The organism is Nonomuraea sp. NPDC052634, from assembly GCF_040678535.1.
GTDB classification, from domain to species: domain Bacteria; phylum Actinomycetota; class Actinomycetes; order Streptosporangiales; family Streptosporangiaceae; genus Nonomuraea; species Nonomuraea fastidiosa.
Genome location: NZ_JBFATY010000012.1, coordinates 107261 through 132398 on the forward strand (window position 1 = coordinate 107261; position 25138 = coordinate 132398).

The window sequence follows — 25138 nt, forward strand, 5'->3', positions numbered from 1 at the left end:
GGTAAAGCGTGCGTTACAGAGCGGCGTTTAGCAATGTGCAAACGTGCAACTGCACGAAGCTGCAACTCCGCCGCATCGAGCCGGATCGAGTACGCGAAACGGCGGGACAGGCGTGGATGGCGGAGTTATCCTCGCGGCACGCCCGTGTCCCCCCTACGGAGCCGCCCATAATGCCCGACGAGTCTCCCACTGTGTCCGATCCCTTCGAGACGCTGGGTCTCGACTCGGCCCAGACCGCCCTTTACACCGCGGTGCTGCGCCTGCACAGGGCGACCCGATCGGACCTCGCCCAGGCGATGGACGGCCCGATCGAGAAGGTCGGCCGCCAGCTCGACGACCTGGTGAAGATGGGCGTCATCGACGAGCGTTCCGGCCAGTACCTGGCCAGACATCCCGCGGCCGCGCTCGGCAGGGTCATCGCCGAGCGCCTCGACCGGCTCGCCGAGGAGAGCCGCAGGATCGACTCCGCGCTCGGCTCGATCCGCAGCCTGATCCGGGATTACGACGCCGGGCGCGACCTGCGCAACGGCCCTTTCACGGTCGAGATGGCGAGCGGTTCGGACATCCTGTACGAAAGCGTCAGCGGCATCGCGGTGCAGTCACCCGCCCCGCCGATGCCATTACTGACCGCGATTCCCGACGAGCGCACCATGACCGATTTTGCGCGTAAATTCGCGGATCCTTGGATTGACGCGCAGAAACGAAACCTTCTTACCGTACGTGCCATCATTCCGGTGTCCACGCTCGCCATCCCCGAGGTGCGCGACCAGATCTCCAACGTCATCGAGGCGGGCGGCCAGGCGCGCACGCTCGACCGGGTGCCGAGCTGGTTCATGACCGTGGGCTCCGAGATGGCCGGGCTGCCCGCGTACTGGGGTGGCAACCTCCCCGACCACGCCTACACCTTCTATCTCGTACGTACCTCCGTCGTCGTGGGCGTGCTGAGCACGCTGTTCGAGGAGCTGTGGGCCCGCGCTCAGCCGCTGCCGTGGGCACCCAGGACCGACGGCGTCATGCAGGTCCTGCGCCTGGCGGCCCAGGGCCTGTGCGACGACTCCATCGCCCGCCGGCTCGGCGTCTCCGTCAGGACCGTACGCGCCCGATGGTCCGACGCCATGACCGAGCTGGGCGCCCAATCCCGCTTCCACGCAGGTGTGGAGGCCGCCAGGCGCGGATGGCTGAGCTAATACTCACCGCGCGGGCCGCATCGGTCATATGGTGGGAAGGTGCTGGAAGACGTTCCCCGCGATCCGTTCGCGGACGATCCGAACGACCCATCGGCAGCGATGGGCGCACTCGACGATGCCGAGCCGCTCACGGCCGCCGAACGCGACGAGGCCATCACCGACCTCGCCGACGTCGAGGTCTTCCGTTCCCTGCTCGAACCGCAGGGGGTGCTGGGGCTCGTACTCGACTGCCCGGAGTGCGGCGAGCAGCACTTCTTCGACTGGGAGCTGCTGCGCGGCAACCTGAAGCAAATGATCGAAAAAGGCCAGCCGCAGGTGCACGAGCCGGCCTTCCATCCCGACCCCGCCGACTACGTCAGCTGGGACTACGCCCGAGGCTACGTCGACGGTGTCATCGACACGGAGGAGCGCCGCTGAGCCACGTCATCCCGTAGCGCGGCCAGCAGCCGCACCGCGGGATCACACGGATCGGGCATCTCTCCGCGACCGAGCGCGTCGAGCAGCGCGTCGGTCTCGTCCTCTGGGGTCAAGCCGACTCCAGCTCGGCCATCTGCCGCAGCCTGGCCAGCGCTCGATGCTGGGCGACGCGTACCGCACCCGGTGACATGCCGAGTACATTACCGGTCTCCTCGGCCGAGAGTCCCGACACCACTCGCAGCAGCAGCAACTCCCGCTGGTTCTCGGGCAGCCGGGCGAGCAGGCGCCTGGCGTGCTCCACTTCGATGTAGCGGACCACCGTCTCCTCGGGCCCCGGACCGTCATCAGGGCCGTCGGGCAGATCCTGTGTCGGCACGGCCGACCGTACCGAGCTGCGGAGCGCATCTGCCACCTTGTGCGAGGCGATCCCGAACACGAACGACGCGAACGGCCGCCCCATGTCGCGGTATCGCGGCAGCGCGGACAACACGGCGATGCACACCTCTTGGGCGACGTCATCGGCAATGTGATATTGCCCTGAAACCCTGCCCAGCCTGGCGCGGCAATACCGCACCACCATCGGACGCAACTCGCCGAGCAGGGATTCGATCGCGCTGCGATCCCCCTGTACGGCGAGGCTCGTCAGTTCCCTAAGGTCGGAGTCATCCGTCCGTGCCGGAAGTCTCGACGCGAGCCTTACCCCAATTTTGGCGTCGGCGACGCTTCCCTCGCTCACGATAGGCATGATGCCCGTACTGATCCGGCCTGTCGTCATGGCGAATGGCTACGGATTGGTCACATTGAAGCGACGATAACGAGCAGTAATCGGATGGCCACACTAAGCCTTTATGCTGGCATAATATTTCACCTGATTACCCGGAATGCAAGACATTTGTCATAGCCCCCGACGCTTATCACCTGCTCTTGGTTTACGACCAATAATCCACCTTTCCGCCCATTTTCCCCCATCACCCGATAAGCCCCCACAGCTCCGACCCCCGCCAGCCCTGGCCTATCACCACAGCCCCGCACCCGACCCCACCGCCCGCCGAGCGCAAGCAGCGCGTGGGCCCTGCCGGGGCCCGCATGAGCGCCCCGCTCCCCCACGGCTCAGTCGCGGCGTGGGCCGTGGCGTGCGTCCAGCAGCTCCAGATAGCCCTGGACGGCCTCCCACAGGTGATGCTCGGGATAGCGGCCCACTCCCCTGTGCGCACGTCGCCAACGGCGGTCCCAGTACGCCTCGTGCACCGCCCTCAGGTGCTCCAGCGCCGTACGCAACTCCGCCTCGATGTCGGCCACCCCGCCGCCCGCGGCACCGCTCGCCGAGGCCGCCGCACGTACCTCGCCGAACCTCCGCTCCGCCAGCGCCGCGAGCACACCCTCCTCGACTCCGTCCAGCGACCAGAAGCGCACCGGTTCCCGGATGTGATGGTTGGCCACCGGATCCTCGCGGGACCGCCAGACGTAGGCCACCCCGCCCTTGTCCAGCTCCAGGAAGTCCACCAGCCAGGCGGTCCCCGGCGGCTGCGTGCCCCACGCCACCTCCTCGCCGGGCAGGTTCAGCATGAACGCCACCTCAAGGCACTCGACGGGATCGGCCCCGTCCAGCAGGTCGCCGAACACGTACGCAGCGCGCAGGAACGGCTCGTCCGCCCGCACCTTCCGGGTCTGCTCGCACGCCCGCGCCAGCCTGCGCAACCGCTCCACCGCCCGCTCGTACAACACGCCCCGCCACCTCCTCGCGTCGACGACCCGCACACGAACCGACCGCACACCGCCGGAACCGCCGCCCAGCGTACGTGCTCGCCTCCGCCCCCCTCACCCCAGCCCGGCGGCCCGCTCCTGAGAACACGCCCCCCGAAAGCCACACCCCGAGGCACTGCCGCCGGACCGCAGGACGCCGCCGCAGACCGCAGGGTCGGCCCGCCCCACAGACCGCGGAAACAGCACGCCGCAGACCGCAATGCCGACACGCCGCAGACCGCAAGCCGCAATGCCAGCGCGCCGCAGGCCGCGGCCTCAGCTCGTCGCCGAGCCGAGCGGAGCCCGGCCGAGCGCCGCGCGGAGCCCCCGCCTCGCCCTCCGCGCACAGCAGGACCTGCGGCATACCGCTATAGGGGCGATTCCGCAGAGGGGCACCCGCCGACCATCTCCCGCACACCCCAAGACCCGCACACCCCGAGACCCGCACACCCGAAAGTCCCGGAAACGCCGTACGGCCCGCACCCAACGCAGGGTGCGGGCCGTACGGTCAGCGAAAGGAGTGAGAAGGGTCAGTGGCCGTGGCCGTGACCGTGGCCCTGGCCGTTGGCCGGAGCCTCCTCCTCGGGCTTGTCCACCACGAGCGCCTCGGTCGTGAGCAGCATGCCCGCGATCGAAGCGGCGTTCTGGACGGCCGAGCGGGTGACCTTGACGGGGTCGATGACGCCCTGGGCGATCAGGTCGCCGTATTCGCCGGTCGCGGCGTTGAGGCCGTGGCCGGGCTCCAGCTCGGCGACCTTGTGGGTCACGACGTAGCCCTCGAGGCCGGCGTTCTCGGCGATCCAGCGGGCGGGCTCGACGAGCGAGCGGCGCACGATGCTGACGCCGGTGGCCTCGTCGCCGGTCAGGCCGAGGTCGTCGAGGTCCTTGGAGGCGTGGATCAGCGCGGAGCCACCGCCGGAGACGATGCCCTCCTCGATGGCGGCGCGGGTCGCGGAGATCGCGTCCTCGAGGCGGTGCTTCTTCTCCTTCAGCTCGACCTCGGTGGCGGCGCCGACGCGCAGCACGCACACACCGCCGGCCAGCTTGGCCAGACGCTCCTGCAGCTTCTCGCGGTCCCAGTCGGAGTCGGACTGCTCGATGGCAATCTTGATCTCCTTGATGCGGTCCTCGATGGCCTGCGCGTCACCGGCGCCGTCGACGATGGTCGTGGTGTCCTTGGTGACGACGACGCGGCGGGCCGTGCCGAGCACCTCGATGCCGACGTGCTCCAGCTTGAGGCCGACCTCCTCGCTGACGACCTGGCCGCCGGTGAGGATGGCCATGTCCTGCAGCATCGCCTTGCGGCGGTCGCCGAAGCCCGGGGCCTTGACGGCGACGGAGGTGAAGGTGCCGCGGATCTTGTTGGTGACCAGGACGGCCAGGGCCTCGCCCTCGACGTCCTCGGCGACCACGAGCAGCGGCTTCTTGGTCTGGGCGACCTTCTCCAGCAGCGGCAGGAAGTCCGCGATGGAGGAGATCTTGCCCTGGTGGAGCAGGATGTAGGCGTCCTCGAGGACGGTCTCCATCCGCTCGGGGTCGGTCACCATGTAGGCCGACAGGTAGCCCTTGTCGAACTGCATGCCCTCGGTGAACTCGAGCTCCATGCCCATGGCATTGGACTCTTCGACGGTGAGGACACCGTCCTTGCCCACCTTGTCGAAGGCCTCGGCGATCAGGTTGCCGATCTGCGCGTCCTGCGCGGAGATCGTCGCGACGTTGGCGATCTCGTTCTTGTCGGCGACCTCGCGGGCGCTCGACAGCAGGCGGTCGCTGATCTCCTTGGCGGCCTTGTCGATGCCGCGCTTGAGCGCCAGCGGCGAGGCGCCGGCGGCGACGTTGCGCAGGCCCTCACGGACCATGGCCTGGGCCAGGACGGTCGCGGTGGTGGTGCCGTCACCCGCGATGTCGTTGGTCTTGGTGGCCACTTCCTTGGCGAGCTGGGCGCCGAGGTTCTCGTAGCGCTCCTCCAGCTCGATCTCACGAGCGATGGTCACACCGTCGTTCGTGATCGTCGGCGCACCGAACTTCTTGTCGATGACGACGTTACGGCCACGCGGGCCGAGCGTTACCTTGACGGCGTCGGCGAGGGCGTTGACGCCGCGCTCGAGCGCGCGACGGGCGTCCTCGTCGAACTCCAGGATCTTCGCCATTGCTGAAAGTCCTCTCCTAGCGTCGAAAGCCCCGGCCGCCCTCAAGAGCGCCCGGGGCTCGACACATCCGGCTTACTTCTCGATGATCGCGAGAACGTCGCGGGCGGAGAGCACGAGGTACTCCTCGCCGCCGTACTTGACCTCGGTGCCGCCGTACTTGCTGTAGAGGACGATGTCGCCCTCAGAGACGTCGAGCGGGATCCGCTTCTCGCCGTCCTCGTCCCAGTTGCCGGGGCCCACCGCCAGGACCTTGCCCTCCTGCGGCTTCTCCTTGGCAGTGTCCGGAATGACCAGGCCGGACGCGGTGGTCTGCTCGGCCTCAAGCGGCTGAACCACGATGCGGTCGCCGAGCGGCTTAACGGGAACCTTGGTGGCGGTCGTCACGATCGGACCTCCCCTTCAGATTTCGATGATCTAGAAGAGGCGACCAGCTGGGCCTGCCGTCGCGGGTGTCAGACCTGCCTCGTCGCACGTTGGCACTCTCAAGGGGAGAGTGCCAACAGGAAACATATGCAAGAGGGGCTTGACAGTCAACACGAACGCGTCTGCCGACAGCGATCGGGGCTCGTGGAAAGGCCCTGTGACCTCGTTCAGTGTCCCACGTGCCCGAGATGTCCCGCCCCACCGCCGCACCGCGTCCGTCCATCTGTACGTGTGCGGCGCCCGGCGTGTCCTGCTCCACCGTCGCACTGCATCCGTCCGTCTTCTACGTGTGCGGCGCCCGGCGTGTCCCGCCCCACCGCCGCACCGCGTCCGCCCGTACGTGCACAGCGCCCGGCGTGTCCTGCCCTACCCCGCCCGCACGTTTTCTACCCATAAGAGCAAGCGCCCTCGTGCCGAGGAGGGCGCGCGTGGCGCTAACGTCGGGTGGCGTGGACCTCGACGCCTTCACCGAGCTGCTGACCCCGCGCGGCCTGCGGGCGCTCGCCGAGGCGGGCGAGCTGGTGGGGGCCGATCCGGTGGCCGCGGCCACGACGTTGCGCAAGACGTACGACGCGGCGCTGACCTCCGCCGCGCTCACCCAGGCGGGGCTGCGGCAGCGGGCCAGGGCCAAGTTCGGCGCGGACGCGGGCCGCATGTTCTTCACACCGCACGGCCTCGAACAGGCCACCCGCCCCGAGGTCGCCGAGCACCGCGCGCGCCGCCTGCTCACCCTTATCACTCCTGGGCGCGGGCGGGTGGCCGACGCCTGCTGCGGCATCGGCGGCGACCTGCTCGCGCTGGCCAAGGCGGGGTGCACGGTGACGGCCGTGGACGCCGACCCGCTGACGGCGGCCGTGGCGCGGGCGAACGCGGAGGCGTTCGGGCTGGGCGACCGGGTGACGGTGCGGGTGGGCGACGCGGCCGAGGTGCGGCCCGAGGAGTACGACGTGCTGTTCGCCGACCCGGCCAGGCGCACGGGCAAGGGCAGGACGTTCGACCCCATGGCGTACTCGCCGCCCTGGCCGGTGGTGCTCGACCTGGTCTCGCGCGCCGGTCTCGCCTGCCTCAAGGTCGCTCCCGGCATCCCGTACGAGTTCATCCCCGATGGCGCGCTGGCCGAGTGGATCTCGTACAAGGGGGAGGTCAAAGAGGCCACGCTGTGGGCGGGAGCCGGCGTGACCGGCGGCAGGCGCGCGACGCTGCTGCCCGGCGGCCACGAGCTGGCCGCCACCGGCGTCACGGCTCCGGTGGGCCCGCCCGGCCGCTACCTGTACGAGCCCGACGGCGCCGCCGTGCGCGCGCACCTCGTCGGTGAGGTGGCCGAGCTGGTCGGCGGGCGGCTGCTCGACCCGATGATCGCGTACGTGACGAGCGACGCCGCGACGGACACCCCATGGGCCGCCAGATACGAAATAGAGGACGTCATCCCTTTCAATCTGAAAAAGCTACGCGCCGCCCTCCGAGAGCGACAAATCGGCAATGTCACCATCAAGAAGCGCGGCTCCGCCGTCGACATCGAACGCCTTCGCGCCGATTTGCGACTCAGCGGCGACAACGCCATGGTCATCGTCCTGACCAGGATTCTCGACAAACCCTCGGTAATCCTCTGCAAGCCCTCCTCACCTGCCTGAATCTCCAAATTCGGCCATCGAACCGTTTTCCTCGATCTTTCTCCTCGCGTCTGACGGACCTTGCTCCAGCGGCTAAGGTAGCCGGGCGGGAGTTCTCCCCCTATTGCGGTTAACCGCGTTCTCGCTCTTTCAGATATGAACCGGACCTACCCGACCACTGCGCGGCAGTCCGTCGGCGAGCGAAGGAGCTTTCGGTGGACCATTCCAACCACACCACCCTTCTCCAATCGGGCGCGTACAACGCCGACGTCGTCCCCAAGAGGATGCGAGACCTGCTCGCGCGTGCCGCACAGGACCACGTCTACGAGCAGCGCACCCAGGGCGCGGTGCTCGACGAGATCCGCCAGCGTCTTGAGGGCATGGAATGGCTGCTGCGCGAGGTGCGCGAACGCGAGCTCGGCGGGCTGAGCGGCTCCCTTGAGGCGGTGAACGGGCGGCTCGACGAGATCGCCGTCAAGCCGCCGATGTGGGCGGAGGGCCTGGCCCAGCACGTCGAGGCCGTACGCGACCACGTGGACGCCGTGGGCGACAGGGTCGGCTCGGTGGACGCCAGGATGTCCCCCATCACCGACCTGCCCAGCCTGTGGGCCGACCTCGGCACCGTCGGTGAGAGCGTGGACGAGGCGCTCAACCGCCTCCAGTCGGTGCTCGACACCACCGACGGCATCACCAAGGGCATGGCCGACTTCGCCGCCACCCTGAAGGGGCTCAACGCCAGCATGGAGGCCGCGGCCGGGCGTTTCACCCGGCTCGACCGGTCGATGGCGGAGCTGACCTCCCGTACGGACCGGGTCGAGGTCGCCGTATCCGACCTGTCGGAACACCTCACCAGCAGGATCGACGACACCGCCCAGCGCCTCGCGGCCCGGCTGGACGAGACCGACAAGCGGCTGACGTCCCGGCTCGACGAGACCGACCAGCGGCTCACCGCCCGGCTCGGCGAGACCGACCAGCGGCTGAGCACCCGCCTCGACGAGACCGACCAGCGGCTCGCCACGGCCCTGCTGGAGGCCGACGAACGGCTCGTCGCCCGGCTCAAGGAGGCCGACGAGCTGGCCGGAGCCCGCCTGGCGGGCGTCGAGCAGCGCCTGGCCACCCGCCTCGACGAGACCGACCAGCACCTCGCCGTGCAGCTCGGCGAGAGCGAGCAGCGCCTCACCGCCCGGCTCAGCGGCGTGGACGCCAGGCTCGAACGCGTCGAGGGCCGCCTTTCCGGCCTCGACTCCCGGCTCACCGGCTTCGACAGCCGGCTCGAATCCGCCGACGAGTGCCTGGCCGAGATCGACACCAGGCTCGACGGGCTCGACGACCGCATCGGCGGCGTGGACAAGCGGCTGTCGTCCATGGACGGCCAGCTCGGCGCCGTCGACAAGCGGCTGGGCTCGCTCGACGCCCACCTCGGCCGCCACGACGACCGCTTCGACGCGATCGACGTCCGCATGGACACCCGCTTCGCCTCGCTCGACGAGCGCCTGCAGGCAGGCGAGCAGCGCGCCGCCGAGATCGCGACCCGCAACGAAGGCCGCTTCAACCGGCTGGACAGCCAGGTCGACGCCATCGACGAGCGCCTGGTCGAGGCCGAAGAGCACATCAGCAGCCGCTTCGACGCGCTCGACGGGCAGCTCGGCGGCATCGACGGCCGGTTCCGTGGCATCGACACCCAGCTCAACGGCCTGGCCGCGCGCGCCGAGCAGACCGGCGAGCACCTTGAGTCGGTCGGTGAGCATCTGGAGTCGGTCGACGACCGCATCGAGGCGGTCGGCCGCCGCGTGGACGAGCTGCCCGCCGCGCTCGACCACACCGACCGGGTCACGAAGCAGGTCACCGAGCAGGTCACCGAGCAGGTGACCGGGCAGATCGGCGAGCTGATCAAGACCCACGTGAGCGAGCAGGCCGAGCTGATCAAGGCGCAGGCCGGCGAGCAGGCCGAGCGCCTGGCCGCCGCCACGGAGGCGCTCAGCGAGCTGGTGCGCTCGCGGCCCGACGGCGACGAGCTGGCGGGCACGATGTCGGGCGCGGTGTCCGGGGCCGTGCAGCCCGCGGCCGAGGAGCTGGCCAAGCGGCTGAGTGCGCTGGAGGAGACCATGCTGGCGCTCGCCGAGGCCCTGCTCCGCCCGACCCGCCCTAAGGACTGACCCCCGCAGCCCCACGGACCGGCCCCGCCTCCGCCCGCCCGTGCCCGTGCCCGCGCCGCGCGGCATGGGCGGGGGCAGGGGTCCCGCAGAAACGGGCGCCACTGGAAAGCCCGGAAACGGGCGCCGCTGGAAAGGGAGCCCGGCGGCTCAGACGTGGACGGTCGTGATCGGCAGCGACGAGTCGGCCGGGATCTGCAGCGACGACGGCGCCACACCGGCCGCCACCATGTCGGACCCCAGGGCGGCGACCATGGCGCCGTTGTCAGTGCACAGCCCCGGCCGGGGCACGCGCAGCCGTACGCCGGCCGCGTCGCACCGCTCCTGGGCCAGCGCCCGCAGCCGCGAGTTGGCCGCCACGCCACCGCCGATGAGCAGATCGTGCACGTCGTACTTGCGGCACGCCTGCAGCGCCTTGCGGGTCAGCACGTCGACCACCGCCTCCTGGAAGGAGGCGGCCACGTCGGGCACGTGGATGGGCTCTCCTGCGGCCTCACGGGCCTCGATCCAGCGGGCCACGGCCGTCTTGAGCCCGGAGAAGGAGAAGTCGAGCGTGCCGTCGTCGATCTTGCCGCGCGGGAACGCGATGGCGCTGCCGGACCCCTCGAGGGCGGCCTTGTCGATGTGCGGCCCGCCGGGGAACGGCAGCCCCAGCACCCTCGCCACCTTGTCGAACGCCTCACCGGCCGCGTCGTCGACGGTGGCGCCGAGCGAGATGACCTCCTCGGCGACGTCGGGCACGAGCAGCAGCGACGAGTGGCCGCCGGAGACCAGCAGCGCGATGCACGGCTTGGGCAGCGGCCCGTGTTCGAGCTGGTCGACGGCGACGTGGGCGGCCAGGTGGTTGACGCCGTAGAGCGGCACGCCGAGGCCGAGCGCGTAGGACTTGGCCGCGGCGACGCCCACCAGCAGCGCCCCGGCGAGCCCCGGGCCGGCCGTGACCGCGATGGCGTCGATGTCGGAGAAGGCGAGCCCGGCCTCGGCCAGCGCGGCCTCCACGGTGGGCGTCATGGCCTCCAGGTGGGCGCGCGATGCGACCTCGGGCACGACACCGCCGAACCTGGCGTGCTCGTCCATGCTGGACGCGACGGTGTTGGCGAGCAGCGTGTGGCCCCTGACGATGCCGATGCCGGTCTCGTCGCAGGACGTCTCGATGCCCAGGACCACGGGTGCGTCAGTCACCCAGCCGCCTCCTCATCATGATCGCGTCGGTGCCGTCGTCGTAGTAGCGGCGGCGGGTGCCGATCTCCTCGAACCCGAAACGCCGGTAGACGCTCTGGGCGGCCGGGTTGTCGGCGCGTACCTCCAGGAAGATCTCCCGCGCGCCCCTGCGGCGCGCCTCGTCGAGCAGCTCGCTCAGCATGGCGCTGCCGATACCGGAGCGCCGGTGCTTCTCCAGCACCGCGATGGTCTGCACGTCGGCCTGGTCGGCCGCGGCGGCGAGCCCGGCGTAGCCGACGATCTCGTCATCGACCAGGGCCACGACGTAGTGGCGGGTGCGGGGCATGTCGGCGAGCTCGCCGCGCATCATGCCCTCGCTCCATGCGTCGAGCGGGAACGTGATCCGCTCGATCTCCATGACCGCAGGCAGATCGGCCTCGGTCATCGGCCTGAGTTTCACGCGGTCACCTTCTTGGGGGCGCCCGGCACGACGGCGTCGGGCCTGCGCAGGTAGATGGGGCGCGGCGGGTCGAGCGGGACGCCCTTGGCGAGCCGCTCGGCCGCCAGGGCGGCCAGCGCACCCGCGTAGGGGTAGGGCGGCGCCCCAGCGCCGTCGCCGAGCAGGTCGGGATAGAGCTGGGCACCCGCGCCGACGACCGGCAGCCCCTCGACGGGGACGTCGGCGGGGCGGTCGACGAAGGGGCCGTCGGTCCGGGTGCGCATATCTGCGTAACGCGCCCAGAACACCTCTTTGCGCCGCGCGTCGGTGGCGGCGATGAACGGCTCTGTGCGCCCGCTCGCGTAGGCGACGGCGTCGAGCGTGCAGATGCCGTACGCGGGCACGCCCAGCGTGGTCGCAAGGCCCTGTGCGGTCATCAGCCCCACGCGCAGACCGGTGTAGGGGCCGGGACCGCTGCCCGCCACGACGGCCGTCACCTCGCGCAGCGTCACCCGCGCCTCGCCCAGCACCAGCTCGATGGTGGGCACGAGCAGCTCGCCATGGCGGCGGGCGTCGATCGTGGTGTGTTCGGCGAGCACGCGCTCCCCGTCGTGGAGCGCCGCGGTGACGGCGGGCGTCGCGGTGTCAAAGGCCAGGACCAGCACGACTGTCTAGCCTACCCGCCGGGCGGGTCACGCCCAGCCGGTACGCCGCTTCAGCCAATCGAGGGCCACCACGCCCTGCGCCCGCTGGAACGCCCTGAGCGTGGGCAGCCCGGGAGGCGGGGGCTGCCTGGACATGCGGACGAAGAAACCGGTCATGGCGGCCACGGCCTTGGTGACGTCGTCGCCGGGCAGCTCGGCCAGCTCCCACGGCGCCGGCCCGCCCTGCATGCCGACCGACGGCAGCATCGCGGCCAGGTCGAACCAGGGCGCGGCACGTGCGGCCCACGGCCAGTCCACGACGTAGACCCGGTCGTCGGTGAGCAGGACGTTGTCGGCCCGCAGGTCGGCGTGGACGAGGGTGTCGCCGGCGGCCGCGGCGTCCCAGCCGGTCTCCAGCTCGGCCAGCTCGCCGAGGTGGCGCAGCGCCCAGGGGTCGAGCCCGGTGGTGTCCTCCTCCAGAAGGTGGTGCCAGCCCTGGAACTGGCTGCCGAACACCTCACCGATCGGGGGCACGTCGATGGGCGCGGGGGTGAGCGCGGCGGACATCTCCTCGATGGCGGCCAGCACCCGGTCCAGCTCGTCGCGCCGCCAGGGCATGGCGGGGTGGCGGCCCTCGACGTCCTCGAAGAGGAGCACGACCCAGCCGTCCAGCTCGAAGCCGGTGAGCAGCCGGGGCGCGGGAACCGATGCGGGCAGCGCCCTGGCGACCCGCAGCTCCGACCGGTAGATGCGGACGGCGTCGGCGTTGGGCTCGGGGCCGACGGCCTTGACGAAGGCGCGCTTGCCGCCGCCGCGGGTGCGCAGGCGGCAGGCGGCGGCCGGGGAGAAGCCGCCGGGCTGGGTGACGGCCTCGGCCACGGCGTCGCCGAGGAAGTCCTCGATGGCGGCCCGTACGGAGGCGGGCACGTCGGCCCAGGGCACGCGCGCGCCCGTCGCTGGCGGATTGGTGTCGGTCGCCGAATCGGTGTCCGTCATGGGCCTCAAACCTGGGATGCGTAGACGATGATGTTGTCGACGTACTCGCCCTTGGCGTAGTCGAACTTGCCACCGCACGTTACCAGTTTGAGCCCGTCTTCCAGGTACACCTTTTTCGCCGGGAACTCGTCCTTGTGCACCTGCTCGATGCGGTCCACCTTGTAGCGCACGACCTTGCCGTCGCTGCGCTCGACCTTCACGGTCTCGCCCTTGCGTAACTCCCTGAGTTTGTAGAACACGGCGGGGGCGGTCTTGGTGTCGACGTGCCCGATGATCACCGAGGCGCCCTTCTCGCCGGGCACGGCGCTGCCGGTGTACCAGCCGGCCACCTTCGGCTTCTCGTACGGCGGCAGCTCGACCTCGCCGTTCTCCAGCAGCCTGAGCTTCATCAGCGGCGCCTCGACGTCGATCGACGGGATGTCGATGGTCTTGGGCACGACGGACGCCTGCGCGGGTTTCGCGGTGGTGCCGATGTCGGCGTTGTGTCCGAACGCGTACAGCAGCAGGCCGGTCACGGCGCCGGCGAGCACCACCCGTCCTGGACGGGCCATGACGTTATGCCCTGGTGCGCCGCTTGACCGCGAAGGCGATGCCGCCGACCGCCGCGAGCGCGATGAGCACGCCCGCGGGCCCGATCGACGAATCCTCGGAGACGTCCTGCGCGTACGTGCCGCCGCCGCCCGCCCGCGGGGCCTTGGTGGGCACGACGGTGGTGGAGGTGGAGTCCGGCTCGTCCGGCTCAGGGGCGACGACGCGCAGCGTGGCGCGGCCCATGTCGTTGGTGCCGTCGCACTTGACGTCCACCCGGTACGAGCCGCGCCGGACCGTTCCCGACACCTGCGCCTCGCCGCGCACCCACGGCGAGGGAGAGACGGGCGTCGCGGTGGCGGTCGGCGAGGCCGACGGCGGCGGCACGGGGTTGAGCGTGACGCCGTTGACGAACGCCTTGGACGTGGCCGTGCCGGTGTGGGCGGGCCCGCCGGTCGGCACCGGGCAGTTGGCCAGGACCCACACCTTGGACGTCTCCCCCGCGGTGACCCGGTCGGGGTTGACCTGGACGTTGATGTCGCGCCTCGCGGTGGTCGGACTGGCCGTCGTCGTCACCGTGTCCGATGGGCTGCCGCTCGGTGTGGGGGTCGGATCGCTGTCGGCCGAGGCCGTGCATCCGGTCAGGCCGATCATGGCGATGGCTCCCGCGTACGCGACTCGTCTGACCCTGAGCACCGGCCGCACCCCACTTTGCCGTCCTGCTACCCAGCATCCACCGAAACGATGGATGTCGCCCCTCCTGATACCCAGAAAATCTGGGCCAATCACTGACCAACGATCATGTTTCAGACCGCCGGCCCCGTACGTCAAGGGTGCCAGCCTTACCGGATTTTGACCTGCGTTTCAGCCTTCCGGCGGATCAGACGGCGTGTCGGCCCATCGGGCGCCCACGCCGCGCAGCGTCACGACGCGGGCCTCGTCACCGGCCTCGCGGTCGATGCGGATCTCCAGCCGATCGTCGGCCAGCCCTTCGACCAGCCCCTCGCCCCACTCGACGACGGTGACAGACTCCTCCAGCGAGGCGTCCAGGTCGAGGTCGTCCACTTCCAGGTCGCCGCCCAGCCGGTACGCGTCCACGTGGACCAGCGGCGGCCCCTGGTGCAGCGACGGGTGCACGCGGGCGATGACGAACGTGGGCGAGGTGATCGGCCCGCGTACCTTGAGCCCTTCGGCGAGGCCCTGCACGAGCGTGGTCTTGCCGGCGCCGAGCGGGCCCGACAGCACGACCAGGTCGCCGGCGCGCAGCAGGGCGGCGAGGCGGGCGCCGTAGGCCCGCATGTCCTCGGGAGTCGCGATGCGCACCTACAGCTCCACTCTCTTCAGCAGGTCGCGCAGCGCGTCGTTGACGATGCCGGGCCGCTCGAGCTGGATCAGGTGGGAGGTGTCGGGCACCTCGGTGAGCTGGGCCTTGGGCAGCGCGGCGGCGATGGCCTTGCTGTGGTCGGGCGGGGTCAGCCAGTCGCGGTCGCCCACCAGGATCGCGGTGGGCACGGCGTCGAGCACGTGAAGCGCGGAAAGCTTGTCGTGGTTCATCAGCGCCGGGTAGAAGTCGGCGACCACCTGGGTGGGGGTGGCCCTGATCATCGACTCGGCGAAGTCGACCACGGTCGGGCTGACGTTCTTGGAGTCGCCGAAGCCGACGTAGCGGGTGATGAGGAACGCGATGTCGCTGCCGGCGTTGCGGGTCCTGTCGATGAGCGAGCCGCGCTTGCCCAGCATCGACACCGTCGCCGGGGCGACCTTGTGGACGACCTTCGACAGCACGGCGGGCAGGCCCAGCGTCAGCTCGGCCAGCTTGCCCGCCGAGGTCGCGAGGAGCGCCACCGCGCGGATCTTGTCGCCGAACAGGTGGGGGTGGCGGTCGGCCAGCGCCATGATCGTCATGCCGCCCATGGAGTGGCCGACGAGCACGCACGGGCCGGGCACGAAAGCGGCGATGACCTCGGCGAGGTCGTCTCCGAGCCGGTCGATCGTGCACTCCTCGGCCGAAGCGCGCTGGGAGCGTCCGTGCGAGCGCTGGTCCCACAGGACGAGGCGGTGGGTCTCGCGCAGGTCTTTGCGCTGGTAGTGCCAGGACTCCATGCTGAGGCAGTAGCCGTGGCAGAAGACGACGGTCAGCGGCGGGTCCTCGTCCTCCGCCGGGTGCTTGCGCTCGGGGCCGTCGATCTCGACGTGCAGCGCCTTGCCGTCGGAGGTGATGAGCGTGTGCTCGCGGCCGCGCAGCTCACCGAACGGCTCGCTGGCCTCGGTGTCGGGGCGCAGCCGGATGCGGCCGACCGCGTAACGCTTGGCCAGCGCCGCCGCCGCGACGCCTGCGGAGGCCGCGCCGACGAGCGCGCCGGCGATCCCTACCTTGCGCCGCTTGGTCGTCGTCGTCATGTGCCCGATCCTTCTTCACTCATGGCCGCCGCGATCCGCCCTTCGTCACTTGTGGTAGACCCTGGGCACTCGCGCACCGATCCTCGTCACGATTTCATGCGTGATCGTGCCGAGGGTATCGGCCCACTCCTGAGCGGTCGGCTCGCCCCCGTCACCGGGGCCGAAGAGCACGACCTCGTCGCCCGCCGCCACCGGATCGTCGCCCACATCGATCATGAACTGGTCCATGCACACCCGGCCGGCGATGGTCCGGCGGCGCCCGCCCGCCAGCACCTCGGCCCGCCCGGTCGCGTGGCGCAGCACGCCGTCGGCGTAGCCGAGCGGCACCAGGGCGAGCGTGGTCTCGCACGAGGTCGTGTAAAGGTGTCCGTACGACACGCCGCAGCCCTCGGCGACCCGCTTGACCAGCCCGATCCTGGCCACCAGCGTCATGGCCGGGCGCAGGCCGAAGTCGCCGAGCTCGGGGATGGGGCTCAGGCCGTACATCGCGATGCCGGGCCTGACCATGTCGAAGCGGGCCTCGGGCAGCGTGACGATGGCGGCGGAGTTGGACATGTGCCTGATGACCTCGGAGCCCGCCGCGCCGGCCTGCTCGGCCAGCTTGAGCGCGGCCTCGTACGCCTCGAGCTGCCGCGCGATCGACGGATGCCCGGGGATGTCGGCGCAGGCGAAGTGGGACCAGATGCCGACGATCTCGATGGCGCCCTCCGCCTTGAGCTCGAGCGCCTTGGCCAGCAGGTCGGGCCAGGCGGCGAGCGGCGCCCCGCCCCTGCTCATGCCGGTGTCGGCCTCAAGGTGGAGCTTCGCGGCGCGGCCGGTGCGGCGCGCGGCGGCGGCGATCTCGTCGAGCAGCCCGGGATGGGAGGCCGACAGCTCCACGTCGGCGGCCAGCGCCTCGGCGATCGGCTCGCCCGGGGTGATCAGCCACGACAGGATGGGCGCGGTCACCCCGCCCGCGCGCAGCGCCAGCGCCTCCTGGATGAACGCGGTGCCGAGCCGGCCCGCCCCGCCCTGCAGCACGGCCTCGGACGTGGGCACCAGGCCGTGGCCGTAGGCGTCGGCCTTGACCGCTCCCATCAGCTCGGCGCCCCCGGCCCGCTCCTTGAGCAGGGCGACGTTGTGCCGGATGGCGCTCAGGTCGACCCGTGCCTCGGCGGGGGTGATCATCGGGTGGTCCATCTCTCCAGTCTGGCAGCTCGCGCCCGTGGCCGGGCACGCTTCGCCCGGCCTGGACGTCACGAATTGGTGCTGGTCACGGCCCGGATCGCCGCGGGGAGCGCGCTGGCCACGTCACCGGCGGCCAGCGGCGCGCCGTCGGCGGCCAGCCGCCCGGCGACGCCGTGCAGGTAGGCGGCGCAGGACGCGGCGTCGTAGCAGCTCAGGCCCTGGGCGAGCAGCGCGCCCGCGAGACCCGCGAGCACGTCTCCGGTGCCGCCGGTGGCCAGCCAGGACGTGCCGGTGGTGTTGACCCGCACCGGGCGGGAGTCCTCGGCCACCACCGTGGTCGAGCCCTTGAGCAGCACCGTGACGCCCAGCTCCGCGGCCGCCCTGCGGGCGTGGTCGAGGCGGGCGGCCTCGATGGCGTCGCGGCCGGCGCCGATGAGCCTGGACAGCTCGCCGGCGTGCGGCGTGATGAGGACGGGCGCGGCGCGCCGCAGCAGCGTGCGGTCCTTGGCGACCAGCGTGAGCCCGTCGGCGTCGATGAGCACCGGCACGTCGGACGCCAGCACGGCGGCGGCCAGCTCGTGGGCCCAGTCGTCGGTGCCGAGCCCTGGCCCGAGCACCCATGCCTGCACCCGGCCGACGCGGTCGATCGAGGGCGCGTCGAGCTGCGTCACCACGGCCTCCGGCCAGTGGGAGCGCACCTGGGCGACGGGAGCGGCGCGGCCCGCGTACCTCACCATGCCGGCGCCGCCGCGCAATGCGCCGCCGACGGCCAGCACGGCCGCTCCGGTGAACAGGTCGCTCCCCGCCGCGACGCCCACCACGCCTCTGCGGTATTTGTCGGACTCGTTGCGGGGGCGCGGCAGCAGCACGTCGAGATCGGCGCCGGTGAGCGCGGCCACGTCGGGGTCCGGCAGGTACGCCCCCAGCCCGATGTCCACCAGCTCGACCCGCCCCGCGTACGCGGCCCCGGGATCGACGAGCAGCCCCGTCTTGTACGCCCCCATGGTCACGGTCACCCGCGCCCGCACCGCCGCGCCCTCGACCCGCCCGGTTGAGGCGTCGACCCCGCTCGGCACGTCCACGGCCACGACGTGCCCGCGCGCGGCGGCCACCGCCTTGGCCAGCTCCGCGTACGGCTCGCGCAACGCGCCGGATGCCCCGATGCCGACGAGACCGTCGATGATCAGGTCGGCCGTCTCGATCGCCGCGCCGGCCGCGGACGGGTCGAGCACCCTGCCGCCCGCGTCGAGCAGCGCCCGCAGCCCGGCCTCGTGCGTCTTGGAACCGGCCGTGACGGCCTCCACCCTGGCACCGCGCCTGGCCAGGCGCTGCCCGGCGTACAGCGCGTCGCCGCCGTTGTCGCCGCTGCCCACCAGCAGCACCACCCGGCTTGCGTAGACGCGGCCGAGAAGATCGGCGCAGACGGAGGCGAGCCCGGAGGCGGCCCGCTGCATCAGCGTGCCCTCGGGCAGCCGGGCCATGAGCGCCTGCTCGGCCTGCCTGATCTGGTCGGCGGTGTAGGCGGTCTTCATGATTCGACGCTATCCCTCCGCGATCACGTAGGCGATGGCCACCCCCGCGTCATGGCTGAGCGACAGGTGCCAGCGCTTGACGCCGAGCCCGTACGCGGCCTCGGCGACCTTGCCGTAGACGTGCAGCTCGGGTTTGCCCAGCTCGTCGCAGCGCACCTCGGCCTCCAGGTGGCCGAGGCCCTTCGGCGCGCCGAGCGCCTTGGCCACGGCCTCCTTGGCGGCGAACCTGGCGGCCAGCGAGCGCACCGGCAGCGGGCGTTCGACCTCGGTGAACAGCCGCTCCTTGAGCCCGGGCGTGCGCTGCAGCGCGGCTTCGAAGCGGGCGATGTCGACGACGTCGACGCCGATACCCAGGATCATCGTCCCAGCGTAGAGGCTCCTCAGAACGGGCCGCGCTCCCACGGCCCCCAGATGGCCAGCGATCTGCCCTGCCTGGCCTGGATGTTGACGAAGAGCGTGTGGCCGCCGGGACCGAACGTGGAGCCGGCGAACTCGGCGCCGGGGTCGCCCTCGATGGGTTCGAGGCGGCAGAAGTCGAAGATCTCCCCCGACCTGGTGAGCCCGCGCAGGTAGTTGGCGCCGTCGCCGTCCTCGCACAGCACGAGCGTGCCCCGGCGGCTGACGGTGACGTTGTCGGGCAGGTCGAGCACCGCCGAGCGGGGCGACTCGTAGACGAGCCTGAGCCTGCCGCTCCACGTCTCATAGCCCCACACCTGGCCGCGCCCGTCGCCGAAGCCGTCGGGCGGCTCGTCGCCCGGCGCGGTGGCCCCGCCCTGGGTGGAGACGAAGTAGACGGTGCCGTTGTGGAAGACGGCGCCCTCCAGGCGGGAGAAGACGGCCGCGCCCTGCTCCCTGCCCTGCCGGCCCACGGCCTGCACGGCCTCGTCGTTGGACGGCCTGCCGCGGAACTCGGGGTCGGGGTCGTCGATGTCCACCCACGCGGTCTCGTACGTGGCGCCGGGCTCCTGCCCCGCCGACAGGTCCTTGTTCTTCGCGCCCTTGACGGCGAGCATCTGCAGCCGGCCGCCGTCGAGCAGCCGCCCGGCCAGCACCGGATGCTTGGGCGGCAGGTAGCGGTAGAAGCCGGAGGGGAAGCCGAAGTTGTCCTCGGTGAGGTAGAGGGCGCCGGTGGCCGGGTCGAAGGCGACGGACTCGTGGGCGAAGCGGCCGGCCGCGCGGATGGGCCTGGCGCTCGCGGGCCGGCCGACCGGCACCTCGAAGATGTAGCCGTGCCTCCGGGTGAGCTTGGAGTTGTCGCCGCCGGAGAAGTCGTCGCCCACGTCGGGGCCGTTGACCGTCTCCTCGCAGGTCACCCAGGCGCGCCAGGCCATGGGGCCGCCCGAGCAGTTCATCATGGTGCCGCTGAGCGAGGGCGCGCTCTCGATCACCTCGCCGTGGCGGGTGACGCGCAGCGTGGAGGTGCCGCCGCCGGCCATCGGGTCGTAGGCCCGCTTCCTGTCGCCGAACGCGCCGACCGGGCCGTTGACCTCGTGGTTGCGGATGAGGATCGTGCTGCCCTCAGGTCCGTTGAACGCGGCCATGCCGTCGTGCCTGCCCGGCACCGTCGAGCCGTCGCCGAACCTGTCGCCCGCCGCGCTGAACGACCGGTAGCGGAAGCCTTCGGGCAGGTGCAGCCGCACCTCGCCGTCGCGCAGGTCGCGTGCGGGACGCAGCGGCCCGTACCCCGGCACCGGCCTGGCCCGCCCCCGCCTGCTCACGCACGCGACACCGGCGAACGGCCCGGCGACCCCGGCGGCCACGGCGGAGATGAAGCGGCGACGGTCCATGGCGACCTCCGTCAGGACGGTATCCGCACCGTACCTCTCGCGTCCGCGCGTCGAAACCTTGATCCTTTCCCAGAAGTCGTTCTCGGTAATCCCACGTTTTCATCCACAGGCTGTGGATTGCCTGGGACAACCCCGGCCATGATCCGCTTTGTCGCACATCGTTACTCTGCCTAGGTGAACAACGGCTACGTGGAACTGAGCAGGGAGCAGTGGAGCGAGCTCCGCAAGAACACGCCCTTGACTCTCACCGCAGACGAGCTGGAAGAGCTGCGCGGGGTCGACGACCCCATCGACCTGACCGAAGTCACCGACATCTATCTCCCCCTGACCCGGCTGCTCAACCTGCACTTCACCGGGTCCAAGGCGCGCAGCAGCGTGTTGAGCGCTTTTCTGGGACACGAGGAGCAGCGGGTCCCGTACATCCTGGGCATCGCGGGCAGCGTCGCGGTCGGCAAGTCGACCACGGCCCGGCTGCTGCACACCCTCCTGGCGCGCTGGCCCGAGCACCCGCACGTGGAGCTGGTGACCACCGACAGCTTCCTGTACCCCAACGCGGTGCTGGAGGCCAAGGGCATCATGCACCGCAAGGGCTTTCCCGAAAGCTATGACCGGCGGGCGCTGGTCAGGTTCGTGGCCGAGGTCAAGGCGGGCGCGGCCGAGGTGAAGGCGCCGGTCTACAGCCACCTCGAATACGACATCGTCCCCGGCGCCACTCAGACCGTGCGCAGCCCCGACATCCTCATCATCGAAGGACTCAACGTCCTCCAGCCCGCCCCGCCCACGTCTTTGGCCGTCAACGACTACTTCGACTTCTCCATCTACGTCGACGCCAAGGTCGAGGACATCCGCACCTGGTACGTCGAGCGCTTCCACAAGCTGCGCCGCACCGCGTTCGAAGACCCCAAGTCGTACTTCCGGCACATCGCGGACCTGTCGTACGAGGAGGCCACGGAGTTCGCGGTCAACGTCTGGCGCGACATCAACGAGCGCAACCTCATCGAGAACATCGCCCCCACCCGGGGTCGCGCCGACCTGGTGCTCAAGAAGGGCCCAGACCACTCCGTACGACGGGTGCGTCTTCGCCAGACCTGAACGCCTCCTCGTACACGTAACGCCCGAACCTGCCCGCACACCCCTGGTCGTCGATATCGGCGAACCAGCACTCCTCGCCGTGCTCGTGACACCAGAACCGGATCATGTGAGGAAATCTCGCGTACCGGTGTCATCAGCTCGTTGACATCCGATTGCCGGCCCGTCGCGAGGATGACCGGTCCGGGCCGCGATCGCACCCGCGGTCCAGGCCGGATTCCGGTCTCAAGGAGGACGGCGTTCATCCGTATGACCGAGGCGGCGGCATCGGGCGTACGGGTAGTGTCCGGCACATGCACATCCTCGCCACCGAGGGGCTGACCAAGCGCTTCCCCACCGTCACCGCGGTCGACCACCTCACGGTCACCGTGGGGCCCGGGGTCACCGGTCTGGTCGGGGCGAACGGCGCCGGCAAGTCGACGATGATCAAGATGATGCTCGGCCTGCTGGCGCCGTCGGAGGGCACCGCCCGCGTGCTCGGCTTCGACATCGTCACGCAGGGCGCCGAGATCCGCCGGCTCGTCGGCTACATGCCCGAGCACGAATGCCTGCCCCCCGACGTCTCCGCGACCGAATTAGTCGTCCACCTCGCCCGCATGTCCGGGCTGCCGCGCACCGCGGCCCGCGAGCGCGCCGCCGACGTGCTGCGCCACGTGGGGCTCGCAGAAGAGCGCTACCGCGCCATCGGCACCTACTCCACCGGCATGAAGCAGCGGGTGAAGCTGGCGCAGGCGCTCGTCCACGACCCCAAGCTGATCTTCCTCGACGAGCCGACCAACGGCCTCGACCCGCGCGGGCGCGACGAGATGCTGACGCTGATCCGGCGCATCGGCACCGAGTTCGGCATCAGCGTGCTGGTGACCTCCCACCTGCTGGGCGAGCTGGAGCGCATCTGCGACCACGTCATCGTCATCGACGCGGGCCGGCTGCTGCGCTCCTCGGACATCGGCGAGTTCACCCAGGCCACGCAGACCCTGACCGTCGAAGTGGACGAGGGGCTCGACGAGCTGGCCGCCAGGCTGTCCGGCGACGGGCAGACGGTCTCGCGCCAGGGCCGGCAGCTCGTCGTCAAGGTCGCGGGGCCCGGCACGTACGACGCCATCCGCGACGCCACCGCCGAGCTGGGGCTGTGCCTGATCCGCCTCGAACAGGGACGTCACCGCATCGAGGACGTCTTCAGGGATGAGGTCGCGCATGTCTGAGATCTACGACATCGGCTACCGCCACTACGAGGGCCCGAGGCTCGGCCGCGGCTACGCGACCAGGGCGCTGGCCGTGCACAGCCTGCGCGGCGTCTTCGGTCTCGGCCGTCCCGCGCGCAGCAAGATCGTGCCGTACTCGCTGGTCGCCATCATGTTCATGCCGGCCATCGTGAACATCGCCCTGATGGCCCTGGCCCAGCAGCGCGGCATCGACTACAGCGGCTTCGCGGTCGTCATGCAGGCCGTCGTCGCGATCTTCCTGGCCTCGCAGGCGCCCACCGTGGTCGCGCCCGACCTGCGCCATCGCGTCCTGCCGCTCTACCTGTCGCGCCCCGGCTCGATCGCCGATTACGTCGGCGCGAAGGTCGCGGCGATGACCATCGCGGTGTTCGGGCTCGTCGCGGCGCCGATCACGGCGGTCTTCGTGGGCGAGCTGCTCATCGACATGCCGGGGCCGCCCGCCACCGGCGAATACCTCAGCTCCATGCTCATGGCTCTGGTGCTCGCGCTGCTGCTGTCGGTCTACGGGCTCGCGCTGGCCTCGTTCACGCCCAGGCGCGGGCTCGGCGTGGCCTCCGTGATCACGGTCTACCTGCTGTCGTCGGCCGCGGTCCCGATCATCTACGGCACCCTCTACTCCACCGGCAACGAGGCCGCGGCCACCTACGCCTGGCTGGTCAACCCGTTCTGGCTGGTCGACTCGGTCCAGCACGCGCTGTTCGGCACGCCGTCCCACGCGATCGAGGACGCCGCCTACCCGGGCGGCGCCACGTCGATCATCGCGCTGCTGGTGCTGCTCGCCGTCGGCCTGGCCGCTCTCGCACTGCGCTACAGGAAGGCGGCCGCGCAATGAAGATCGAGCTTTCGCAGGTCTCCCGCTGGTACGGCAACGTGGTGGCGGTCAACGACGTCACGATGACGATCGGGCCGGGCGTCACGGGCCTGCTCGGCCCCAACGGGGCGGGCAAGTCGACGCTCCTGCACATGATGGCGGGCTTCCTCGCGCCGTCGAGCGGCACGGTCACGCTGGACGGCACCCGCGTCTGGAAAAATCACCACATCTACCGGAACATCGGCCTGGTCCCCGAGCGGGAGGGCGTGTACGGCTTCCTGACCGGCTGGCAGTTCGTGCTCTCGGCCGCCCGCCTGCACGGCCTGCCCGACCCCGACGAGGCCGCGCGCAAGGCCCTTGCCACCGTCGAGATGGAGGAGCCCAAGGACCGGCGGGTCGAGACGTACTCCAAGGGCATGCGCCAGCGCGTCAAGGTCGCCGCCGCGCTCGTCCACGACCCGCCCGTGCTGCTGCTCGACGAGCCGTTCAACGGCATGGACCCGCGCCAGCGGCTGCACCTGATGGACCTGATCCGCAGCATGGGAGCGGCGGGCAAGACCATCCTGTTCAGCTCGCACATCCTGGAGGAGGTCGAGCGGGTCGCCCAGCACATCGAGGTGCTGGTCGCCGGCAGGCACGCCGCGTCCGGCAACTTCCGCGAGATCAGGCGGCTGATGACGGACCGGCCCCACCTGTTCCACATCCGCTCCAGCGACGACAGGAAGCTCGCCGCCGCACTCGTACGCGACGACTCCACCGGCGGTCTCACGCTGCGCCCCGACGGCCTGGAGGTGCAGGCCACCGAGTTCCGCCGCTTCGCCCGCCTCCTGCCCCAGGTCGCCCGCGCCGAGGGCGTCAGCCTGCACCAGGTCTCCCCCGCGGACGAGGACCTGGAGAGCGTCTTCTCCTACCTCATCAACAGGAGCTCCTGAGCCATGAACACTGTCGTCGCGGGCATCACGTACCGGGCCCTGCTGGGGCGCCGGCGGATCATCCTGCTCCTGCTGCTGCCGCTGGCCCTGATCGGCCTCGCCGTGCTCTTCCGCGTCTTCGGCGCCGCCGACCAGCGCTCGGCCGTGCTGCTGCTGCAGAACTTCGCCATCGGCACCATGCTGCCGCTGCTCGGCCTCATCGCCGGCACGGGCGTCATCGCCCCCGAGATCGACGACGGCACGATCATCCACCTGATGTCGAAGCCGATCTCCCGCCCGACCATCGTCACGACCAAGTTCGTGGTCGCCACGTCGCTGCTGGCGCTGTTCGCGGCCGTGCCGACGTACGTGTCGGGCTGGCTGCTGCTGCGGAACGAGGACGGCGTCGCGGCCGGCTTCGCCCTCGGCACGCTGGCCGCCGGCATCGCCTACGCCGCGCTGTTCCTGCTGCTCGGCGTCGTCACCCGGCACGCGGTGACGATCGGCATCGTCTACGCCCTGGTCTGGGAGAGCCTGATCGGCAACTTCGTGCCCGGAGCGCGGAGGTTCTCCATCCAGCGCTGGGGCCAGTCGATCGCCGACCAGATCAGCGACTCGCCGTTCCTCAAGGCGGACGTCGCACTCGGCTTCGCCATCCCGGCCATGCTCGTCGTCACCGTCGTCGCCGTGGCGCTGGCCGGGCAGCGGCTGCGCGCGTTCTCACTCACCGGCGAGGAGTAGCCCTCCTCTGGGACTCACCGCGTCGA

Annotated in this window: 25 protein-coding genes; 9 read left to right on the plus strand and 16 right to left on the minus strand. The window is 70.9% G+C overall.

What is annotated here, in order from left to right:
* The first annotated feature begins 191 nt into the window (after window positions 1-191).
* Together AB0K67_RS34590 and AB0K67_RS34595 are read left to right on the plus strand one after the other, a co-directional pair.
* Window positions 192-1187, plus strand: coding sequence for a helix-turn-helix domain-containing protein (locus AB0K67_RS34590; protein WP_364068554.1), 996 nt, complete (start codon window positions 192-194; stop codon window positions 1185-1187).
* A 39-nt stretch (window positions 1188-1226) separates the two neighbouring features.
* Entirely contained in the window at window positions 1227-1604 is a 378-nt protein-coding gene (locus AB0K67_RS34595) for a DUF5319 domain-containing protein (protein ID WP_043623573.1), read from the plus strand.
* Between the two features lie 109 nt (window positions 1605-1713).
* Here the strand turns inward: AB0K67_RS34595 and AB0K67_RS34600 are convergent, their stop codons facing one another.
* The 4 genes from AB0K67_RS34600 to groES all read right to left on the minus strand — a co-directional run bounded on the left by AB0K67_RS34600 (window position 1714) and on the right by groES (window position 5884).
* Window positions 1714-2349, minus strand: coding sequence for a sigma-70 family RNA polymerase sigma factor (locus tag AB0K67_RS34600; protein WP_132334441.1), 636 nt, complete (start codon window positions 2347-2349; stop codon window positions 1714-1716).
* A 365-nt stretch (window positions 2350-2714) separates the two neighbouring features.
* Window positions 2715-3329: a hypothetical protein gene (locus AB0K67_RS34605; RefSeq protein ID WP_364068556.1), complete on the minus strand. Its 615-nt coding sequence runs from the start codon at window positions 3327-3329 to the stop codon at window positions 2715-2717.
* Window positions 3330-3877: 548 nt separating this feature from the next.
* Window positions 3878-5497 (minus strand): chaperonin GroEL, encoded by a 1620-nt coding sequence (gene groL, locus AB0K67_RS34610; RefSeq protein WP_364068558.1) that lies wholly within the window; start codon window positions 5495-5497, stop codon window positions 3878-3880.
* Between the two features lie 72 nt (window positions 5498-5569).
* Window positions 5570-5884 carry a co-chaperone GroES gene (gene groES / locus AB0K67_RS34615; protein ID WP_219545199.1) on the minus strand — a complete coding sequence of 105 codons (315 nt, stop codon included), beginning with the start codon at window positions 5882-5884 and terminating at the stop codon, window positions 5570-5572.
* Between the two features lie 464 nt (window positions 5885-6348).
* Between groES and AB0K67_RS34620 the strand changes: the two genes are divergently transcribed.
* Window positions 6349-7551: a class I SAM-dependent methyltransferase gene (locus AB0K67_RS34620; RefSeq protein ID WP_364068560.1), complete on the plus strand. Its 1203-nt coding sequence runs from the start codon at window positions 6349-6351 to the stop codon at window positions 7549-7551.
* A 194-nt stretch (window positions 7552-7745) separates the two neighbouring features.
* Window positions 7746-9686: a hypothetical protein gene (locus AB0K67_RS34625; protein WP_364068562.1), complete on the plus strand. Its 1941-nt coding sequence runs from the start codon at window positions 7746-7748 to the stop codon at window positions 9684-9686.
* Window positions 9687-9833: 147 nt separating this feature from the next.
* On the opposite strand, the gene tsaD is transcribed toward AB0K67_RS34625, so the two are convergent.
* The 12 genes from tsaD to AB0K67_RS34685 form a co-directional block, all read right to left on the minus strand.
* Complete coding sequence (tsaD, locus tag AB0K67_RS34630) at window positions 9834-10865, minus strand: tRNA (adenosine(37)-N6)-threonylcarbamoyltransferase complex transferase subunit TsaD (RefSeq protein ID WP_364068564.1); 1032 nt, start codon at window positions 10863-10865, stop codon at window positions 9834-9836.
* On the minus strand, window positions 10858-11289 hold the full coding sequence (rimI, locus tag AB0K67_RS34635; RefSeq protein WP_364068769.1) for a ribosomal protein S18-alanine N-acetyltransferase: 432 nt from the start codon (window positions 11287-11289) through the stop codon (window positions 10858-10860). Before rimI ends, tsaD begins: the two co-directional genes overlap by 8 nt.
* 11 nt (window positions 11290-11300) lie before the next feature.
* A complete protein-coding gene (tsaB, locus tag AB0K67_RS34640) occupies window positions 11301-11948 on the minus strand; it encodes a tRNA (adenosine(37)-N6)-threonylcarbamoyltransferase complex dimerization subunit type 1 TsaB (RefSeq protein WP_364068566.1) in 648 nt (215 codons plus the stop codon).
* 27 nt (window positions 11949-11975) lie between these two features.
* Complete coding sequence (locus tag AB0K67_RS34645; RefSeq protein ID WP_364068568.1) at window positions 11976-12923, minus strand: phosphotransferase; 948 nt, start codon at window positions 12921-12923, stop codon at window positions 11976-11978.
* Between the two features lie 5 nt (window positions 12924-12928).
* Window positions 12929-13474, minus strand: a complete 546-nt coding sequence (locus AB0K67_RS34650) for a class F sortase (RefSeq protein WP_364068570.1) — start codon at window positions 13472-13474, stop codon at window positions 12929-12931.
* Window positions 13475-13478: 4 nt separating this feature from the next.
* On the minus strand, window positions 13479-14147 hold the full coding sequence (locus AB0K67_RS34655) for a hypothetical protein (RefSeq protein ID WP_364068572.1): 669 nt from the start codon (window positions 14145-14147) through the stop codon (window positions 13479-13481).
* Between the two features lie 168 nt (window positions 14148-14315).
* Complete coding sequence (gene tsaE / locus AB0K67_RS34660; RefSeq protein ID WP_364068574.1) at window positions 14316-14774, minus strand: tRNA (adenosine(37)-N6)-threonylcarbamoyltransferase complex ATPase subunit type 1 TsaE; 459 nt, start codon at window positions 14772-14774, stop codon at window positions 14316-14318.
* On the minus strand, window positions 14775-15851 hold the full coding sequence (locus AB0K67_RS34665) for an alpha/beta hydrolase (RefSeq protein WP_364068576.1): 1077 nt from the start codon (window positions 15849-15851) through the stop codon (window positions 14775-14777).
* A 45-nt stretch (window positions 15852-15896) separates the two neighbouring features.
* A complete protein-coding gene (gene alr / locus AB0K67_RS34670) occupies window positions 15897-17030 on the minus strand; it encodes an alanine racemase (protein WP_364068578.1) in 1134 nt (377 codons plus the stop codon).
* A gap of 56 nt (window positions 17031-17086) precedes the next feature.
* Window positions 17087-18550: an NAD(P)H-hydrate dehydratase gene (locus AB0K67_RS34675; RefSeq protein ID WP_364068580.1), complete on the minus strand. Its 1464-nt coding sequence runs from the start codon at window positions 18548-18550 to the stop codon at window positions 17087-17089.
* 9 nt (window positions 18551-18559) lie between these two features.
* Complete coding sequence (locus tag AB0K67_RS34680; RefSeq protein ID WP_364068582.1) at window positions 18560-18910, minus strand: holo-ACP synthase; 351 nt, start codon at window positions 18908-18910, stop codon at window positions 18560-18562.
* 20 nt (window positions 18911-18930) lie between these two features.
* Complete coding sequence (locus tag AB0K67_RS34685) at window positions 18931-20337, minus strand: alkaline phosphatase PhoX (RefSeq protein WP_364068584.1); 1407 nt, start codon at window positions 20335-20337, stop codon at window positions 18931-18933.
* Between the two features lie 189 nt (window positions 20338-20526).
* On the opposite strand from AB0K67_RS34685, the gene coaA reads away from it, so the two are divergent.
* From coaA to AB0K67_RS34710, 5 genes are all read left to right on the plus strand, one after another.
* Window positions 20527-21429 carry a type I pantothenate kinase gene (gene coaA / locus AB0K67_RS34690; protein ID WP_364068771.1) on the plus strand — a complete coding sequence of 301 codons (903 nt, stop codon included), beginning with the start codon at window positions 20527-20529 and terminating at the stop codon, window positions 21427-21429.
* A gap of 290 nt (window positions 21430-21719) precedes the next feature.
* Window positions 21720-22628: an ABC transporter ATP-binding protein gene (locus AB0K67_RS34695; RefSeq protein ID WP_364068586.1), complete on the plus strand. Its 909-nt coding sequence runs from the start codon at window positions 21720-21722 to the stop codon at window positions 22626-22628.
* Window positions 22621-23481, plus strand: a complete 861-nt coding sequence (locus tag AB0K67_RS34700; protein WP_364068588.1) for an ABC transporter permease — start codon at window positions 22621-22623, stop codon at window positions 23479-23481. The genes AB0K67_RS34695 and AB0K67_RS34700 overlap by 8 nt, the downstream gene beginning before the upstream one ends.
* Window positions 23478-24392 (plus strand): ABC transporter ATP-binding protein, encoded by a 915-nt coding sequence (locus AB0K67_RS34705; RefSeq protein WP_364068590.1) that lies wholly within the window; start codon window positions 23478-23480, stop codon window positions 24390-24392. The genes AB0K67_RS34700 and AB0K67_RS34705 overlap by 4 nt, the downstream gene beginning before the upstream one ends.
* 3 nt (window positions 24393-24395) lie before the next feature.
* Window positions 24396-25112 (plus strand): ABC transporter permease subunit, encoded by a 717-nt coding sequence (locus AB0K67_RS34710; RefSeq protein ID WP_364068592.1) that lies wholly within the window; start codon window positions 24396-24398, stop codon window positions 25110-25112.
* Window positions 25113-25138: the final 26 nt, after the last annotated feature.